The sequence below is a fragment of the Lysobacter koreensis genome (assembly GCF_042677045.1).
In the GTDB taxonomy this organism is placed as follows: Bacteria; Pseudomonadota; Gammaproteobacteria; order Xanthomonadales; family Xanthomonadaceae; genus Lysobacter_K; species Lysobacter_K koreensis.
Genome location: NZ_JBHTIH010000008.1, coordinates 97,893 through 113,475, shown reverse-complemented (window position 1 = coordinate 113,475; position 15,583 = coordinate 97,893). Strand labels below are relative to the sequence as shown.

At 70.3% G+C, this 15,583-nt stretch carries 17 protein-coding genes; 9 read left to right on the top strand and 8 right to left on the bottom strand.

What is annotated here, in order from left to right; genetic code table 11:
- The first annotated feature begins 129 nt into the window (after positions 1-129).
- Positions 130-549, top strand: a complete 420-nt coding sequence (locus ACFQZQ_RS14295) for a CopD family protein (RefSeq protein WP_386813600.1) — start codon at positions 130-132, stop codon at positions 547-549.
- 155 nt (positions 550-704) lie between these two features.
- Here the strand turns inward: ACFQZQ_RS14295 and ACFQZQ_RS14290 are convergent, their stop codons facing one another.
- Positions 705-2,426 carry an alkaline phosphatase gene (locus ACFQZQ_RS14290; protein WP_386813599.1) on the bottom strand — a complete coding sequence of 574 codons (1,722 nt, stop codon included), beginning with the start codon at positions 2,424-2,426 and terminating at the stop codon, positions 705-707.
- A gap of 188 nt (positions 2,427-2,614) precedes the next feature.
- Between ACFQZQ_RS14290 and ACFQZQ_RS14285 the strand changes: the two genes are divergently transcribed.
- Genes ACFQZQ_RS14285 through ACFQZQ_RS14275 form a run of 3 tightly spaced genes read left to right on the top strand, consistent with a single transcriptional unit; the run spans position 2,615 to position 5,007 of the window.
- Positions 2,615-3,961, top strand: a complete 1,347-nt coding sequence (locus ACFQZQ_RS14285; protein WP_386813598.1) for a dicarboxylate/amino acid:cation symporter — start codon at positions 2,615-2,617, stop codon at positions 3,959-3,961.
- A complete protein-coding gene (locus ACFQZQ_RS14280) occupies positions 3,961-4,407 on the top strand; it encodes a GNAT family N-acetyltransferase (RefSeq protein WP_386813597.1) in 447 nt (148 codons plus the stop codon). Before ACFQZQ_RS14285 ends, ACFQZQ_RS14280 begins: the two co-directional genes overlap by 1 nt.
- Before the next feature lie 42 nt (positions 4,408-4,449).
- Positions 4,450-5,007, top strand: a complete 558-nt coding sequence (locus tag ACFQZQ_RS14275) for a hypothetical protein (protein WP_386813596.1) — start codon at positions 4,450-4,452, stop codon at positions 5,005-5,007.
- A gap of 118 nt (positions 5,008-5,125) precedes the next feature.
- On the opposite strand, the gene ACFQZQ_RS14270 is transcribed toward ACFQZQ_RS14275, so the two are convergent.
- The 3 genes from ACFQZQ_RS14270 to ACFQZQ_RS14260 form a co-directional block, all read right to left on the bottom strand.
- Positions 5,126-5,614, bottom strand: a complete 489-nt coding sequence (locus ACFQZQ_RS14270; RefSeq protein ID WP_386813595.1) for an NUDIX hydrolase — start codon at positions 5,612-5,614, stop codon at positions 5,126-5,128.
- A complete protein-coding gene (gene bla / locus ACFQZQ_RS14265) occupies positions 5,614-6,522 on the bottom strand; it encodes a subclass B3 metallo-beta-lactamase (protein ID WP_386813594.1) in 909 nt (302 codons plus the stop codon). The genes ACFQZQ_RS14270 and bla overlap by 1 nt, the downstream gene beginning before the upstream one ends.
- Before the next feature lie 96 nt (positions 6,523-6,618).
- Positions 6,619-7,041: a hypothetical protein gene (locus ACFQZQ_RS14260; protein ID WP_386813593.1), complete on the bottom strand. Its 423-nt coding sequence runs from the start codon at positions 7,039-7,041 to the stop codon at positions 6,619-6,621.
- 224 nt (positions 7,042-7,265) lie between these two features.
- Between ACFQZQ_RS14260 and ACFQZQ_RS14255 the strand changes: the two genes are divergently transcribed.
- Positions 7,266-7,760 carry an acyl-CoA thioesterase gene (locus ACFQZQ_RS14255; protein ID WP_386813592.1) on the top strand — a complete coding sequence of 165 codons (495 nt, stop codon included), beginning with the start codon at positions 7,266-7,268 and terminating at the stop codon, positions 7,758-7,760.
- Positions 7,761-7,847: 87 nt separating this feature from the next.
- On the opposite strand, the gene ACFQZQ_RS14250 is transcribed toward ACFQZQ_RS14255, so the two are convergent.
- The 3 genes from ACFQZQ_RS14250 to ACFQZQ_RS14240 form a co-directional block, all read right to left on the bottom strand.
- Positions 7,848-8,780 carry a TolB family protein gene (locus ACFQZQ_RS14250; protein ID WP_386813591.1) on the bottom strand — a complete coding sequence of 311 codons (933 nt, stop codon included), beginning with the start codon at positions 8,778-8,780 and terminating at the stop codon, positions 7,848-7,850.
- A 155-nt stretch (positions 8,781-8,935) separates the two neighbouring features.
- On the bottom strand, positions 8,936-9,607 hold the full coding sequence (locus ACFQZQ_RS14245; protein ID WP_386813590.1) for a C40 family peptidase: 672 nt from the start codon (positions 9,605-9,607) through the stop codon (positions 8,936-8,938).
- A gap of 140 nt (positions 9,608-9,747) precedes the next feature.
- Positions 9,748-10,371, bottom strand: a complete 624-nt coding sequence (locus tag ACFQZQ_RS14240) for a C40 family peptidase (RefSeq protein ID WP_386813678.1) — start codon at positions 10,369-10,371, stop codon at positions 9,748-9,750.
- Between the two features lie 158 nt (positions 10,372-10,529).
- On the opposite strand from ACFQZQ_RS14240, the gene ACFQZQ_RS14235 reads away from it, so the two are divergent.
- The 4 genes from ACFQZQ_RS14235 to hutG all read left to right on the top strand — a co-directional run bounded on the left by ACFQZQ_RS14235 (position 10,530) and on the right by hutG (position 14,823).
- The gene (locus tag ACFQZQ_RS14235) at positions 10,530-11,009 is read left to right on the top strand and encodes an FKBP-type peptidyl-prolyl cis-trans isomerase (protein ID WP_386813589.1); all 480 of its coding nucleotides are present in this window, start codon (positions 10,530-10,532) and stop codon (positions 11,007-11,009) included.
- 122 nt (positions 11,010-11,131) lie between these two features.
- Positions 11,132-12,388: an NAD(P)/FAD-dependent oxidoreductase gene (locus ACFQZQ_RS14230; protein WP_386813588.1), complete on the top strand. Its 1,257-nt coding sequence runs from the start codon at positions 11,132-11,134 to the stop codon at positions 12,386-12,388.
- A gap of 156 nt (positions 12,389-12,544) precedes the next feature.
- Positions 12,545-13,894, top strand: coding sequence for a glutathione-disulfide reductase (gene gorA / locus ACFQZQ_RS14225; protein WP_386813587.1), 1,350 nt, complete (start codon positions 12,545-12,547; stop codon positions 13,892-13,894).
- A gap of 149 nt (positions 13,895-14,043) precedes the next feature.
- The gene (hutG, locus tag ACFQZQ_RS14220) at positions 14,044-14,823 is read left to right on the top strand and encodes an N-formylglutamate deformylase (protein ID WP_386813586.1); all 780 of its coding nucleotides are present in this window, start codon (positions 14,044-14,046) and stop codon (positions 14,821-14,823) included.
- A 125-nt stretch (positions 14,824-14,948) separates the two neighbouring features.
- Here the strand turns inward: hutG and ACFQZQ_RS14215 are convergent, their stop codons facing one another.
- Entirely contained in the window at positions 14,949-15,581 is a 633-nt protein-coding gene (locus ACFQZQ_RS14215; protein WP_386813585.1) for a methyltransferase domain-containing protein, read from the bottom strand.
- Positions 15,582-15,583 lie beyond the last annotated feature (2 nt).

Sequence of the window (15,583 nt, the reverse complement as noted above, 5' to 3'; positions counted from 1 at the left end):
CTGAGGTTCTTCGGCCAGGAAACCCATGGCCGTTGCTTCGTGGCCCGAGCGCGGGGTAGGCGAGCGCGTCCGCTGCGTCGGCGACCGCTCCGTGGCATCCTCTGCGGCCGCGTTTTCCGAGTGACTGCCGTGGCCTATCTATGGACCAAAACCGCCCACCTGGTGTTCGTGATGGCGTGGATGGGCGGGGTGTTCTACCTGCCGCGGATCCTGGTCAACCTGGCCGAGGCCCGCGACGAGCCCGCGGTGCGCGCGCGGCTGCTGCTGATGGGCCGGCGCCTGTACCGCTTCGGCCACATGATGTTCGGCTTCGCCTTCGTGCTCGGCCTGGTGCTGTGGCTGCACTTCAAGGTCAGCGGCGGCTGGCTGCACGCGAAGCTGGCGCTGGTGGCGCTGATGTTGGCGTACTTCGTCGTCAGCGGGCGCTGGCTCAAGGGCGCCGAGGCCGGGCGCAGCCTGCCGTCGTCGAAGGCGCTGCGCTGGTTCAACGAACTGCCGGTGCTGCTGCTGGTGGCGATCGTGTACCTGGTGCTGGCAAAGCCGTTCTGATCGCGATGTCGGGGGCTGTCCTACGCTGCGGTTGAGAGTCCCGCAGCTCCACCCGAGCTACCGCCGTCGTGTTGCCGAGCCTTGCTCGGCACGTTCTTGCGCGGCGGAAGCGTGCCGAGCAAGGCTCGGCACTACAAGGCAACCGATGGCGACGCTCACGGCTTCGCGCGAAAATCGATTGGTCGTGGCAACTCCACCGGCACTCCGTTCGCGTCGCAGCCGCCCTTCGCGCACAGCGCCGCGCGCAGCTTGGGCGTCGCCTGCAGCATGAAGTGGAAGATCGCGTTCTGCTCGACGCTGCCTCGCACCGCCTCGCTGCCCGGGCCGCGCGCCCAGATGCCGACGTCATCGCCGCCGTGCGATTCGTTGCTGGCCGGCACCATCGCTTCCTGCAGGAAATCCGGGTGCTCGGTGTCTACCTGGCTCAGGTCCGGGCGTCCGCGGGTTGCGGCCTGGTAGCCGCTGGCGGTGTGTTCGAAGGTCTTGATGCCCTCGGGCTGCTGCGCGCTGGCACCGGTGTAGCCCGGGCCGTTGCTGTAGCTGAGCGTGGTGTAGGGCAGGCCGGTCGCGTCGAGCGCGTACTGGCCCGGGTCGTCATCCTCGCCGCTGCTGCCGCGCACCTTGCCCAGGATCGGATTGCCGCGCACCGGGTAGCCGACGAAGCTCAGCGTGTGCGAGTGGTCGGCGGTGACCAGGATCAGGGTGTCGTCGGCCGAGGCCAGTTCGGTCGCGGCCTGCACCGCCTCGCTCAGGGCGATGGTGTCGGTCAACGCGCGGTGGGCGTTGCCGAAGTGGTGGGCGTGGTCGATGCGGCCGGCCTCGACCAGCAGCACGTAGCCGGCGGGGTTCTGCTGCAGGCGGGTGATCGCCGCGCGCGTCATCTCGGCCAGGGTCGGTTCGCCGGCGGGATCGCGCTTGCGGTCGTGCTCGAACTGCATGTGGCTGGGCTCGAACAGCGCGAGCAGCGGCGCGTCGGCGGGCGCCTGGCGCAGTTGCGCGGCGTTCCAGACGTAGCGGCCGCCGGGATGGCGCTGCTGCCATGCGGCGATCAGGTCGCGGCCGTCGAGGCGCTGGCCGACCTTGTCGTCGTACTCGGGGTCGCGCTGCTGCACGGGCATGAACTCGCGGCGGCCGCCGCCCATCAGCACGTTGGGTCCGCGTCCGTAGGGCGACTCGACCAGCTGGCGGGCGATGTCGATGCAACCAGCGGCCTTGCCCGCCTCGCTCACCTGGCTGTCGTTCTCCCAGTTGCGGTGCGCGGAGTGGCTGAAGGTCGCGCCCGGGGTGGCGTGGGTCACGCGCGCGGTGGTGACCACGCCGGTCGCCAGGCCGCTGTGCGCGGCCAGCTCCCACAGCGTCAGCAGCGGGTTCGCGCGCGCGCCGGCGCAGTCGCCGAGCAGCGGCTGCTGGCCGATGCTGAGCACGCCGGCGCGAGTCTTCACCCCGGTCGCCATCGCGCTCATGGTGCCGGCCGAGTCCGGTGTTTGGGTGTCGGTGTTGTAGGTCTTGCTCAGCGCCGTGGCCGGAAAGTGCTCCCACGCCAGCCGATTCTCCTCGCCCGGGCGGCCCTGGCGCTGGCCGTCGAGGATGCGCGCGGCGGCGACGGTGGTCAGGCTCATGCCGTCGCCGACGAACAGGATCACGTTCTTCGCCCGGCCCGCCATCGCGCCACGCTGCGCGGCCTGCGCAGCGCCGTCGCGGAACCACCACGCCGGGGTTTCGCCGTCGGGGTGCTTGATCATCGGCACCGCGACTTTTATCGATGCGCCCGCGCTGCCCGCTGTGGCCGGCGAGCTGCCGCGGGTCGGCGCGGTGCTGGCGCAGGCGGCGGCGAGGGTCGAGGCAAGGGCGAGGCAGGCGAGGCGAAGTCGGGGCATGGACGGCGTGATCGGTGGGAATCGGTCGATTATGCCGGGGCGTCGTTGCCGCAATGGAATGCAGATACCGCGCTCGCGCCCTCGCCAGCGCCGCCGCGGCTCGGCTATGGTGCGATTCCTGTCCTGGAAGCGTGCCCGGTCCGGGGCGTTCGCGGCGTCGCCCGCGCAGGACTGCATGAGGAATGGCGATGAAGCTGGTGTCGGCCTGGTTGAAGATTCCCTTCTGGCAGCGGGTCGCGGCCGGCTTTGTGCTCGGCGCGCTGGTCGGCTGGCTGATGGGCCCGGCGGCGAAGACCTGGTTCGAGCCGCTCGGCGACGTTTACGTCAACCTGATCAAAATGATCGCGATCCCGCTGGTGTTCTTCGCGGTGATTAGCGCGGTCTCGTCGCTGCACGGGCAGAAATCCATCGCCGCGCTAGGCGGCCGCACGTTCGGGTGGTTCGCGATCACCGCGGTGCTGGCGGTGTGCGTCGGCCTGCTGGTCGGGCTGGTGGTGCAGCCCGGCCACGGCGTGGGCGTGCTGCAGGTCGCCGCGGATTACAAGCCCAGGGACGTGCCCGGGCCGCTCGAGGTGCTGTTCAACATCGTCCCGCAGAACCCGTTCCGTGCGCTGTCCGGCGCGGCCGCGGGCAAGACCGCCGACGGCACCAACGTGCTGGTGCCGAGCAACAGCACGGTGCTGCAGGTGATCTTCTTCGCCGGCCTGATCGGCTTCGCGTTCGTCAAGCTCGGCGCGAAGACCGCGAGCTTGCGCACGCTGATGGGCGAAGCCAGCGAGACCATGATCCAGGTCACGCGCTTCGTGCTGGAGTTCACCCCGCTGGGCACGTTCGGCCTGATTGCCGGCCTGGTCGGTGCCTACGGCTTCGAGAAGCTGCTGCCGCTGGGCAGCTTCGTGCTCGCGCTGTACCTCGCCTGCGCGATCCACATCGTGGTCGTGTACGGCGGCCTGCTGCTCGCGCACGGGCTCAACCCGCTGAAGTTCTTCCGCGGCGCGGCGTCGGCGATGCAGGTCGCGTTCGTGGCCTCGTCGAGCTTCGCGGCGCTGCCGGTGTCGCTGCGCAGCGCGACCCACAACCACGGCGTCGACCGCGACTACGCGGCGTTCGCGGTGCCACTGGGCGCGAGCATCAAGATGGACGGCTGCGGCGCGATCTACCCGGCGCTGGCCTCGGTGTTCATCGCCCAGTACATGGGCCTGGAGCTGTCGCTGGCGCAGTACGTGATCATCGTGCTGGCCTCGGTGCTCGGCAGCTTCGGCACCGCCGGCGTGCCCGGCACCGCGGTGATCATGGCGACCGTGGTGCTCAGCGCCGCGGGCCTGCCGCTGGAAGCGATCGGCTACCTGTACGCGATCGACCGCGTGCTCGACATGATGCGCACGATGACCAACGTGACCGGGCAGATGCTGGTGCCGGTGCTGGTGGCGAAGGAGACCGGGCTGCTCGATCACGAGGTGTACAACGCCGCCTCGAGCAACGTCGGGCTGGCCGAACACGAGTCCGCGGAGCGTGGCGCGAAGGAGGGCGCGTGATGGGCGATCACGGAATCGAGCTGATAGAGCGCTTTCCGGACGTCGACGACTACTGCCGGTTGCGCGTCGCAGCCGGAATGACCCCGAAGACACGCGAGGCCGCGACCCGTGGATTGCCCAACACGCTGTACGGCGTGAGCCTGGTCCGCGATGGCCAGGTCGTCGGCATGGGCCGCATCATCGGCGACAACGGCACGGTGTTCACCGTGGCCGACATCGCCGTGGTCCCGGCGCTGCAGGGCAGGGGCCTGGGCCGGCGCATCCTGGTCGCGCTCGACGCGTGGCTGCGCGCGAACGTGCCCGAGTCGGCCTACGTGACCCTGATCGCCGATGGCGACGCGAAGTTTCTCTATGCCAAGTTCGGCTTTGTCGATTCGGCGCCCGCGTCGATCAACATGGAATACATGATGCTGGCGGGCGGCCGGCGCTCGACCGACGCCGGTTGAGCGATGGGCGCGCTGGCTTTCGATAGCCGGGAGAACATGTGCATGAAGCGCAGCGCGAGGGTGTTGATCTGGGGGTTGGCCATGCTATCCGGTGGATGTGCGACGCAGTCGCTCGTCGACGACGTGGCACTCTCGGGCCAGGTCGGCGTGCGGGATATCACCGGACTGGTGCCGCTGGCGGCGCGCATGGAACTGGCGGACCACGAATCGTTCCTGATGCCGCTGGACGACCACGACAACGCGATGCCGGTGTACCCCGAGTCGCTGCTGGCGCGGCGGCTGCCGCCGCAGGCGCTATGCCTGCGGGTCAGCATCGGCGTCGATGGCGCGGTGATGGCGTCGGCGCCGATTGACGAGGGTGCGCCTGCATGCCCGGACATCCATGCCATCGACGCCGCCTTCTTCCACGCGGCGCAAACGGTGGTTTCCGGCTGGCGCTTCGATCCGGCGCTGCGCTGCGTGTTTCCGACGGTCGCGGCCAAGGAGCATGTCGAGGCCAGCTGCAGCGGCGGGGAGGAAGTCCCGGTGCCGGTGAGCTTGGCCTACCGCTTCGTGTTCGAGCAGCGCGACGGTCACGGTTCGGTGCGGATCGGGAAATGATGTAGGGCGGGTTTCAACCCGCCATCGCCATCCCCGCGTTCCCGGCATGCGGGGTGTCGTCTCGGCTACGCAACTCCTCGCGAGGTCGTAGCGGCGGGAGGGCGGGTTGAAACCCGCCCTACATCCGCGAGTACCGCCACGACACCATGCGCCCGTCGCGGTACGGCATCACGCCGTGGAACGGGCGCGGGTCGGCATCGAACACCAGCGGCAGGAACTGGCGGTCGCCTTCCCACATCGGCAGCGCTTCGATCTGGTCCAGTGGCACCCAATCGAGCGTGCCTTCCGGGTTGCTCGCGAAGGGCGAACCGCTGAACTGGGTCACCACGAAGATGAAACCCAGCCAGTCCTCGCCGTGCTTGCCGAAGCCGGGCCAGCTGATCGTGCCGCGCAGGCTGAGCTGCTCGCAGTCGATCCCGGCTTCCTCATGGATCTCGCGGCGCATGCCGGCGAGCACGTCCTCGTCCGGCTCGATCTTGCCGCCCAGGCCGTTGTACTTGCCCAGGTGGGCGTCATCGGCGCGCGCGTTGCGGTGGACCAGCAGCACCTCGCGGCCGTCGGGCGAGAGCACGTAGCCCAGGGTCGCGACGATCGGCGTGTACGGCATCAGCGGCGGGCCTCGCGCTGCTTCTCGATCTGCGCATCGAGCGCGCGTTCGGCGCGCTCGGCGTAGGCATCGCAGGTCATCGGCGAGGGATGCGACGCGGCCGGATCGGCCGGCGCCCAGCCGCTGGCATCGGGGTGCGGGGTCAGCAGCAGGTCGCAGGGCAGCGCGCGCACGGCGGCGAAGCCGCGGCGGTAGTCGTCGACGATGCGCGGGTAGCGCGGGTTTTCAATCAACTCGTAGCCCGGCGCGCTGACGCTATCGACATAAGCGATGCGCAGCGGCTTGCCGCCGCGCTGGCCGGTCCTGGTTTCGTCGGTGCTGTTGTCCTCCCAGGTCCAGCTCATGCTGCCGGGTGTATGCGCCGGTGTGAAATGCACGGTGAAGCGCATGCCGCCCAGTTCGACCACTTCGCCGTCCATCAGCAGGCGGTCGACGCGTGGCACCGGGTACAGCATGCCGTCGCCGAAATGCAGGTCGTTGCTGCCGCCACGGGCCAGCAACACGGCCGACTCGGCGTTGCTGAGCAGGCGCGCGCCGGTCGCGCGCTGGACCGCGGCCAGCGGGCCGGCGTGGTCGGCATGGGCGTGGCTGTGCAGGATCAGCTTGAGCTCGCCGGGCGCGACCCCGAGGTCAGCCATGCGTCGCAGCAGCATGTCCGCGGCCTGCGGCATGCCGCCGTCGATCAGCACCGCACCGGCTTCGGTCTTGACCAGCAGCGCGCTGAGGCCGGCGGTGCCGATGTACCAGGTCCGCTCGGCGATGCGGAACGGCGGTACCGGCTGGCGCCAGCTGTCGCGCGTCTGGTAGGCCTGCGACGGCGGCAGGACGGGCTCGGCACCGGCGGCAAGAGAGGGCGGGGCGGCGACCAGCAGTGCGCAAGCCAGGGCGGAGCAACGGATCGACGGCATCGGCAACGGCTCGCGGCGGGCGCGACAGTGTCGATGATTCGCGTTGGCACGGCCAGCGTCGGCCTTTGCGGTGTCGGTGCACCGCGCGCGCTTCGATCACACGTGGGGCACGGTCCTGCGCCGGTCGACCAGGTGCGCGGCCAGCAACGCGGCCGGGATCGGCAGCAGCAGGCCGGCCGCGACCAGCCACGACGGATGCGGCACCGCCACGACCATGCCCACCACGCCGCTCATCACCACCAACGCGACCAGCAGCGCCGCCGCGCGCTGGTGGCGCGCGATCTTCGCCGCGACCAGGCCGCCGACGAACGCGCCCGAGGTCCACGCCAAGGCCAGCATCGCCTTGGCCGCGAACGGCATCTGCGCGACGAACGCGGCGAATGCGGCCGCGTGCGCCGGGTTGAGCGGATCCAGTCCCGGCGGCGGTGGATGGAGCATGTGGCCGACGGCTTCCACGCCCATGATCACCAGCACCATGGCCACGATGCCGGCCAGCATTCCCAGGATCGTGCGACCCATGCGGCGTTCCCTTGTGTCGACCAGACGCCCGGCCCAGGCCGCAGGATCGCGCGCGCGCGGTGACGCCGCAACCACCCGGCCCTGCGCATGATGGTCCCGCGCATAATCGCCCGGCGACCCCGCTCGCCGACTGGAGAATCCCCGATGGCCGCAACCGCTTTTCCACGCCGCGCGCGCACCTGCCTGGCGCCCGCACTGGGTGGCCGCTCGCCGGGGCTGCCCGCATGAGCGGCCAGCAGCGCGAACTCACGATGCGCTTCCTGGCCGAGCCGACCGACGTCAATTACGGCGGCAAAGTCCACGGCGGGGTGGTGATGAAGTGGATCGACCAGGCCGGCTACGCCGCCGCGGTCGGCTGGAGTGGCCGCTACAGCGTCACCGTCGCGGTCGGCGGGATCCGCTTCGTCGCCCCGATCCGCACCAGCGACCTGGTCACGGTGACCACCAAGCTGGTCCACACCGGCACCAGCAGCATGCATTTCTCGGTCGACGTGACCGCCCGCGACCCGATGCTCGGCGCCGCGGCGGAGCGGTTGTGCACGCACTGCGTAATCGTGTTCGTGGCGCTCGACCAGGCCGAGGGCAAGCCCAGTCCGGTACCGGCGTGGGTGCCCACCAGCGACGACGACCACCGCCTGGCCGAATACGCGATGAAGGTGATGGAGCTGAGCAAGGGCATCGAGCAGACCATCGCGCGCTACCGCGACCCGGCGGCGTAGAAAGAAGGTCTTCCCGGCGGCACCGGTTGATCCGGCCTGCCGAAGCCCGACGAGCACGCCCAACCTCGAGCGCGGTTGGCGCCGCGGCTAGCGACCGCCGCCCGCATCGATCCGCCAGATTCCGGTTTCCCCGTCCAGCGTCCGGTCGAACAGCACCGCGGTTCCATCGGCGGTCCATTTGGGCGCCGTCTTGCGTCCGCGGCCGCCGGACAGCAGGCGCTCGGTGCCAGTCGCCAGGTCGAGGGTGTAGATGTCGGCCGCATCACCGCGCTCGCGCGCGAACGCGATCCTGGTTCCGTCCGGCGCCCACGACGGCCAGCCGTCGAACGCGGGGTCGCGGGTCAGTCGCTTCTCGTCGCGGCCATCGGCGTCGGCGATCACGATCTCGGCGTTGTCGCCGAACAGCCGCCAGTAGAGTAGGTGCTTGCCATCGGGTGAAAACGAGGCATAGCTCGCCGAGGTGCCGTGCGTCAGCGCCGTTTCGTTGCCGCCGTCGGCGTCCATCGCGTGCACGCTGAGCACGCCGGCGCCCGGCGGCGAATCGACGTAGCGGGTGAACACGATGCGCGTGCCGTCGGGCGACCAGAACGGGTGCAGCTCGCGGTGCGGACCTGTGGTCAATCGACGCTGCCGCGTGCCGTGCGCGTCGATCAGGTGGATGTCGGCGTTGTCGCCCACCTGTGCGACGTAGGCGATCCGGGTGCCATCGGGCGACCACGACGGGTTGTCCTTGCCGCCGCCATCGAAGGTCAGCTGTCGCGGTTGCTTGCCATCGGCGTCGGTCGTGTACAGCTCGAACGCGCCGCTGCGGTTCGAGACGAACGCAAGCCGGCCATCGCGCGAAACCGAGGATTCGTAATCGACGACGCGCACCAGGCGTGTGGGCGCCTCGGCCGCCGCTGCCGGAATGGGAGCCAGGCTGGCAATGCCGGCCGCGATCGCCAGCGGCGTGAGCCAGTGCGGTACACCCGCAGCCCGTGGCTGCCTGCGGGAGGTCCCCAGGCGCAGTTTCGATCGCATGTCGTGGCCTCTGCTTTGGCGCTGGCAGGGTAGCGGCCTGGCGTCGAGCGGTGGCGGGTCGAAGGTCACCCCCGGCCTACCTGGCCAACACATGCAAAAGGCCGCCTCGCGGCGGCCTTTCGGTCAAGTCTTGTTGTCTGCGCTTGCGCCGACGGTCAGATGCCGGCGACGCGGCGGGCCGACATGAACTTGTTGCCCCAGTAGCCGCCGTCGAGGCTGGACACCATCACGTCCTTGCCGGTGCTGGGCGCATGCACGAAGCGACCTTCGCCCAGGTAGATGCCGACGTGGTCGACGCGACCCTTGCGGCCAAAGAACACCAGATCGCCCTCGTTCAACGCGGCGCGATCGCTGATCAAGCGGCCGCTCTTGGCCATCTCGCGCGAGACGCGCGGCAGTTCGATGCCCAGGGCGTTGCGGAACACGTAGCCGACCAGGCCGCTGCAGTCGAAACCGCCGTCGGGCGAAGTGCCGCCCCAGCGGTAGGGCGTGCCGAGCAAGCCCAGCGCGCGCTCCAGCATGGTCTTGACGCGGCCGGTTTCGGCCGGCGAGGCCGGCTCGGCCGGACCCACGCGGCGCTGGAAGTCGCTGGCCAGCAGCAGCGCGCGGTCGGACAGGCCCATCGAGTCGGGCAGCAGGGTGCGGGTGGTCGGCGCGGGCGCGTCGGCCGAGTCGCTGGCCAAGCCCATGCTCAGCGCGGGGTCGGCAAACGCCGGCAGGGCGGCGACCGCCAATGCCAGCGCGAAAAACACCCGAATCGGCGCCCGAAGGGAGCGGCCGGTGGTGGCGGTGGCCTGGTGGCCTGAGTAGGTCGGAAAGGACGTCACGCGCTCATCACGAAGTCTTGACCGGGCGATCATGCCCGCCGAAGCCGGACAGTTGGTTCAGATTTCGTTATTTTTTAGTTAAGTTTGACGGGCTGAGTCGCAGATTCGACCGCTTCCCCTGTTCAGGTTTTGCGTGGCGCCTACTCGACGACGCGCTTGGCGCCGCTGTAGTGGTCGCGCCAATAGGGGCCGTCGAGGTGGTCGAGCCGCACCGTGCCGCCGCTGCTCGGGGCGTGCACGAAGCGGCCCTCGCCGACGTAGATGCCGACGTGGCTGACCGCGCCGGCGCTGCCGAAGAACACCAGGTCGGCAGCGGCCAACCGGTCGGGGGCGATCCGCGGCCCCTGCCAGCCGGCCAGGTCGCGCGAGGTGCGCGGCAGGCGCAGGTCGAGCATGTCCCGGTACACGTAGTTGACCAGCCCGCTGCAGTCGAAGCCGCCATCGGGGGTATTGCCGCCGTAGCGGTAGGGGGTGCCGACCAGGCTGATGGCGCGCATCAGCACCGCGTTGGCGGCGGCCGGGTCGGCCGGTGCGACCGTGGCCCAGCTGCGCGTGGGTGGGACGGGGGGGCGCTGGCGGACGTTCTCGCGTCCGCCCCCGCAGCCGGCGAGGGCGGCGCCGAGCACCAGCGCGCCGAGCCAACGCCCACGGAAATGCAAGGAGAACGGAACCGGCGCCGCGCACGCTGGCGCGGGGGCGGTGTTGCCGGGATAATGCGCGGCCCCTTCGGCGGCGCTCAGGGCAGGCTTGGTCACGGCCGACAGCTTGGCCGGTCCCGCCGTCGCCAGCAAGCCGCGGCGGCTGGACAGAGCCGGCCCCGACGGGCTTGCCACCGATCCTGAAGTTACCGGCTGCCGGGCGAAACCGGCCTTGCCACCGCATCTTGTTCCGCTGCCCCGTCGCAGCCCAACCGAGTCCTGCCATGAACATCGAGAAAGACCGCGTCGTGCGTTTCCACTACACCGTGTCCGAACAGGGCCAGGAGCCGCTGGAAAGCTCGGAAGGCCGCGGGCCGCTGGCGATCCTGATCGGCCACGGCAACATCATTCCGGGCCTGGAGAAGGCGATGGAAGGCCACGTGGCCGGCGACAAGTTCGAGGTCGACGTGGCCGCGGCCGACGCCTACGGCGTGCGTCAGGAAGGCCTGACCCAGCGCGTGCCGAAGAAGCACTTCGAGGGCGCGCGCCTGGTGCCGGGCATGCAGGCGGTGCTGCCGACCAACTTCGGCCCGCGCGCGGTCACCATCCAGAAGGTGGGCATGAGCGTGGTCGACGTCGACCTCAACCACCCGATGGCGGGCAAGGACCTGAGCTTCGCGATCGAAGTGGTCGAAGTGCGCGAGGCCAGCGAGGAAGAATTGCAGCACGGCCACGTGCACGGCGAGGGCGGCCACCAGCACTGAGTGCTGCCCCCACTGCAGGTGTGCGACGACGGCCCGCGCAAGCGGGCCGTTTCGTTTTTGCGGTCCAGCACCACGCGGGAGCACCGCGGCCCGCGGCCGTGCATGCACCGTAAACTGCGCGCATGGAGCAACCCGAAGACGTGGTCATCATCGGCGCCGGCGTGGTCGGGCTGGCGTGCGCACTGGCCCTGGTCGAAGCCGGACGCAGCGTGCGGGTGATCGATGCCGGGCGGGTCGGTGGCGGCAGTTCCCACGGCAACTGCGGCACCGTCACCCCCAGCCACGCGCCGCCGCTGGCGGCCCCGGGCATGGTCGCCACCGCGTTGCGGATGATGCTGATGCCCGACGCGCCGCTGTACATCCAGCCGCGCGTGGATCCGGTGCTGTGGCGTTGGCTGCTGGGCTTCGCCAGCCGCTGCAACGTGCGCGACTGGGAACACAGCGCGCGCGTCAAGTCAGCGCTGCTCAACGATTCGCGCGCGCGCCTGGGGCAGTGGGTGCATGACTACCGGTTGGACTGCGAGTTCGTCGAGTCCGGCGAGGATTACGTCTATCGCGACCCACGCGCGTTCGCGCACGGCCAGCGCGAAACCGAACTGCTGCACCAGCTCGGGGTCGGGGTCGAGGTCATCGACGGCCAGGCCTACGAAGCCCAGGAGCCGGCGATCAGGCCCGGCGCGGCCGGCGCGATCCGCTTCGCCGGCGACGCGGCACTGCGACCGGACCGATACGTCGCCGAACTCGCCCGAGCGGTGCGCGAACGCGGTGGCGCGGTGGTCGAACACTGTTCGATGCAGTCGCTGGCGTTCGATCGCGACGGCGTCACCATCCACACCGTCCAGGGCCACCTGCGCGCGCGCGACGTGGTGCTGGCCTCGGGCGCCTGGTCGCCGCGCCTGGCCGATGCGGTCGGCCAGCCGTGGCTGCGCCGCGCGATGCAGCCGGGCAAGGGTTACTCGATCACTTACTCCTCGCCGTCGCTGGTGCCCAGGCGGCCGCTGGTGCTGCGCGAACGTTCGGTCTGCGTGACAGCGTGGGGCAGCGGTTTCCGGCTGGGCAGCACGATGGAATTCTCCGGCTTCGACGACACGCTCAACCCGCGGCGCCTGTCCGCGCTCGAGCGCGGCGCGCGCGAGTACCTGCACCAGCCGGTCGGCCCGCAGGTGCACGAGCGCTGGTTCGGCTGGCGGCCGATGAGCTGCGACGACATCCCGATCATCGGCCGCGCGCCGGGCCGCGAGCACCTCTGGCTTGCCACCGGGCACGGCATGATGGGCGTGGGCATGAGCGCCGGCACCGGGCAATTGCTCGCCGATCTGCTGGCCGGCCGCGCGCCGGCGATCGATCCGGCGCCGTACCGGCCGGAGCGGTTCGTCTGAGTTCTTTCTCCCCCTTTGCAAAAGGGGGATCAAGGGGGATTTGCTCTCGCCTGCTGCGAAACTGTGGAAGCAAATCCTCCCCATCCCTCCTTTACTAAAGGAGGGAGCACAACCGGGCGAGCCAATAGCGACAACATCTCGCCCTGAGGGACCAGCATGAGCAAGGACTTCGACCTGATCGTGATCGGCGGCGGCTCCGGCGGCCTGGCCGGTGCGTTCCGCGCCGCCGAGCACGGCGCGCGGGTCGCGCTGCTGGAACCGGCGCTGCTCGGGGGCACCTGCGTCAATGTCGGCTGCGTGCCGAAGAAGGCGATGTGGCTGGCCGCCGACGTCGCCCATAAGCTGCAGCTCGCGCGGACGCTGGGTTTCGCGCTGCCGCCGGCGCCGCTCGACTGGCCGACCTTCATCGCCCACCGCCAGCGCTACATCGGCAACATCCACGACAGCTACCGAAAGCGCCTGGAAGCCTCCGGCATCGCGCTGCTGCCGATGCGCGGGCATTTCGTCGACGCGCACACCGTGGAATGCCACGACGGCGTGCGCCTGGGTGCGAAGCACATCCTGATCGCCACCGGCGGCCACGCCGTCAAGCCCGACATTCCCGGCGCCGAGCTGGGCGGCGTCTCCGACCACTTTTTCGACTGGACCGCCGCGCCGGAGCGGGTGGCGATCGTCGGCGGTGGCTACATCGCGGTCGAGCTGGCCGGCGTGTTGCAGGCGCTGGGCAGCCGCGTCGAGGTGTTCGTGCGCGGCCCGCGGCTGCTCGACGGCTTCGAGGCCGAACTGACCGAGCAACTCGCCGAGGACTACCGCCAGGCCGGCGTGCACTTCCACTTCCAGCATCGGCTCGCCGCGGTGGAGGCGGTCGGCGGCGGCGTGCAGCTGCGCGCGGTCGACGGCGAGCCCACGCCACGCTTCGACGCGGCGCTGTTCGCGACCGGCCGCCGCGCCAATACCGCCGCGCTGCGCCTGGACGCGGCCGGCGTCGCCACCGATGCGCGCGGCCGGATCGTCGTCGACGCGCTGCACGCCACCAACGTGGCCGGCGTGCACGCGGTCGGCGACGTCACCACCAACCTGGCGCTGACCCCGGTCGCGATCGCCGCCGCGCGTCGCCTGATGGGCCGGCTGTTCGGAGGCCGCAGCGACAACGCGCTCGACCAGTCCGACATCGCCACCGTGGTGTTCTCGCACCCGCCGCTGGCAACCGTCGGGCTGACCGAGGCGCAGGCGCGCGAGCGGCACGGCAGCGACGTGCACGTCTACCGCAGCGGCTTCCGGCCGATGCTCAACGCGCTGGCCGACGTGCCGCAGCGCAGCGCATTCAAGCTGGTGTGCGTGGGCGAACAGCGGCGCGTGGCCGGCATCCACCTGCTCGGCGACGGCGCCGACGAGATCCTGCAGGGCTTCGCGGTCGCGCTGAAGCGCGGCATCACCTTGGACGACCTGCACGAGACCATCGCGATCCACCCGACCAGCGCCGAGGAAGTGGTGCTGATGCGGTAGGGCGGTTTCAACCCGCCGCCGCGGGATGGCGGGTGGAACCCGCCCTGCGCCCCCAATTTTTTGTAGGCGCGACGTAAGTTGCGAACCACCCACCCCATCATCAACAAGGCCGCGACTAAGGTCGCTCCGACCCCTTGGAAGGAAGTCCGATGGACACCTACACCCTGCACCGCGGCAGCGCGCCGCTGCTGGTCAGCCTGCCGCACGACGGCAGCCAGATCCCCGCCGCGCTCGCCGCGCGCATGACCGACGCCGCGCGCGGCGCGCCCGACACCGACTGGCACGTGTCGCGGCTGTACGCATTTGCGCGCGATCTGGGCGCGTCGGTGCTGGTACCGCGCTATTCGCGCTACGTCGTCGACCTCAACCGTCCCCCCGACGACACCTCGCTGTACCCGGGCCAGAACACCACCGGCCTGTGCCCGGCGGTGCAGTTCAGCGGCGCGCCGGTGTACCGCGAGGGCGAGTCGCCGACTCCGGACCAGATCGCCGCACGCGTCGACAGCTACTGGCGGCCGTACCACGCCGCCTTGCGCGCCGAGCTCGACCGCCTGCGCGCGAGTCATGGCCGGGTGCTGCTGTGGGAAGGCCATTCGATTCGCGGCAGCGAGCTGCCGTTCCTGTTCGACGGACGCCTGCCCGACCTGAACCTGGGCACCTCCGCCGGCGCGAGTTGCGCACCGGCGTTGCAGGCACGCTTGGAGGCGGTGCTCGCCGCGCAGTCCCGGTACGACTGGGTCGCGAACGGACGCTTCAAGGGCGGCTACATCACCCGCCACTACGCCGCTCCGGCGGCCGGCATCGACGCGGTGCAGCTGGAGATCAGCCAGCGCAACTACATGGACGAGGCGTCTTTCGAGTACGACGAGGGCAAGGCGGCTAGCCTGCAACGGCTGATCCGCGAGCTGTTGGAAGCCGCGTTGCAGTAGGGCGGGTTTCAACCCGCCGCGCCTTATGACGATGCGGCATCGTCGCGCGTCGTCCTCTCGGTGGCGCAGCGTCGACAGGGCAAGATGGCAATGGCGGGTTGAAAACCCGCCCTACGCGGCGCGCATCATTTGCGTGCTTCCAGTTCCCACAACAGGTAGCCGGGATTCGCGCTCGCGCGCTTGCCGCGCAGCCAGCGCGACCAGCGTCGCAGCCGCCGCGACAGGCGCTTGAGCGGGGGGTGGTTCTCGTCCGAGCCCGGCAGCGCGCTGTAGGCCTCGGCGCGATCGACCCAGGCCACGCGGATCACCTCGAACCGGCCATCGAAGCCGTACATGCGGCCCTTGGGTTGCTCGCCGCAGAAATAGGTGTGGCTTTCGGCGGTGATGAAGTTGACGTGGGTCGGGTCGACGAACGCTTCCGAATGCGGCCATGCCGGCGTCAGCGCGTACAGCCGCCCCCCCGGGGCGAGCACGCGCCAGATGTCCTGCATCAGCCGCACGAACGGGAAGATGGTGTCGCGCCCGTCCGCGCTGGGGAAGATCCGCGGCACGTGTTCGAGGAAGTCGTAGGCCGACACCGAGCCGAAGCTGTCGTCGGGGTAGGGGATCGGTTCGAGCGTGAGGTTCGCGCTGCGGTGCTCGAACGCCACGTCGCCCGAGGGCGGGCGGATGTCGATCCCGCACAGCTGGCCGCGCCGGTACGGATTGCGCGGCACCGGGCCGCAGCCGAGGTCGAGGTGGCGATCGGGCAGGGCCATCG

Bases quoted from the DNA above. Each gene is read 5' to 3' on its own strand.
- ACFQZQ_RS14290 (WP_386813599.1), bottom strand. From the start codon at position 2,426: ATGCCCCGACTTCGCCTCGCCTGCCTCGCCCTTGCCTCGACCCTCGCC.
- ACFQZQ_RS14250 (WP_386813591.1), bottom strand. From the start codon at position 8,780: ATGCGATCGAAACTGCGCCTGGGGACCTCCCGCAGGCAGCCACGGGCT.
- ACFQZQ_RS14215 (WP_386813585.1), bottom strand. From the start codon at position 15,581: ATGGCCCTGCCCGATCGCCACCTCGACCTCGGCTGCGGCCCGGTGCCG.
- ACFQZQ_RS14255 (WP_386813592.1), top strand. From the start codon at position 7,266: ATGAGCGGCCAGCAGCGCGAACTCACGATGCGCTTCCTGGCCGAGCCG.
- ACFQZQ_RS14230 (WP_386813588.1), top strand. From the start codon at position 11,132: ATGGAGCAACCCGAAGACGTGGTCATCATCGGCGCCGGCGTGGTCGGG.
- ACFQZQ_RS14270 (WP_386813595.1), bottom strand. From the start codon at position 5,614: ATGCCGTACACGCCGATCGTCGCGACCCTGGGCTACGTGCTCTCGCCC.
- hutG (WP_386813586.1), top strand. From the start codon at position 14,044: ATGGACACCTACACCCTGCACCGCGGCAGCGCGCCGCTGCTGGTCAGC.
- ACFQZQ_RS14280 (WP_386813597.1), top strand. From the start codon at position 3,961: ATGGGCGATCACGGAATCGAGCTGATAGAGCGCTTTCCGGACGTCGAC.
- ACFQZQ_RS14285 (WP_386813598.1), top strand. From the start codon at position 2,615: ATGAAGCTGGTGTCGGCCTGGTTGAAGATTCCCTTCTGGCAGCGGGTC.
- ACFQZQ_RS14235 (WP_386813589.1), top strand. From the start codon at position 10,530: ATGAACATCGAGAAAGACCGCGTCGTGCGTTTCCACTACACCGTGTCC.
- ACFQZQ_RS14260 (WP_386813593.1), bottom strand. From the start codon at position 7,041: ATGGGTCGCACGATCCTGGGAATGCTGGCCGGCATCGTGGCCATGGTG.
- bla (WP_386813594.1), bottom strand. From the start codon at position 6,522: ATGCCGTCGATCCGTTGCTCCGCCCTGGCTTGCGCACTGCTGGTCGCC.
- gorA (WP_386813587.1), top strand. From the start codon at position 12,545: ATGAGCAAGGACTTCGACCTGATCGTGATCGGCGGCGGCTCCGGCGGC.
- ACFQZQ_RS14275 (WP_386813596.1), top strand. From the start codon at position 4,450: ATGAAGCGCAGCGCGAGGGTGTTGATCTGGGGGTTGGCCATGCTATCC.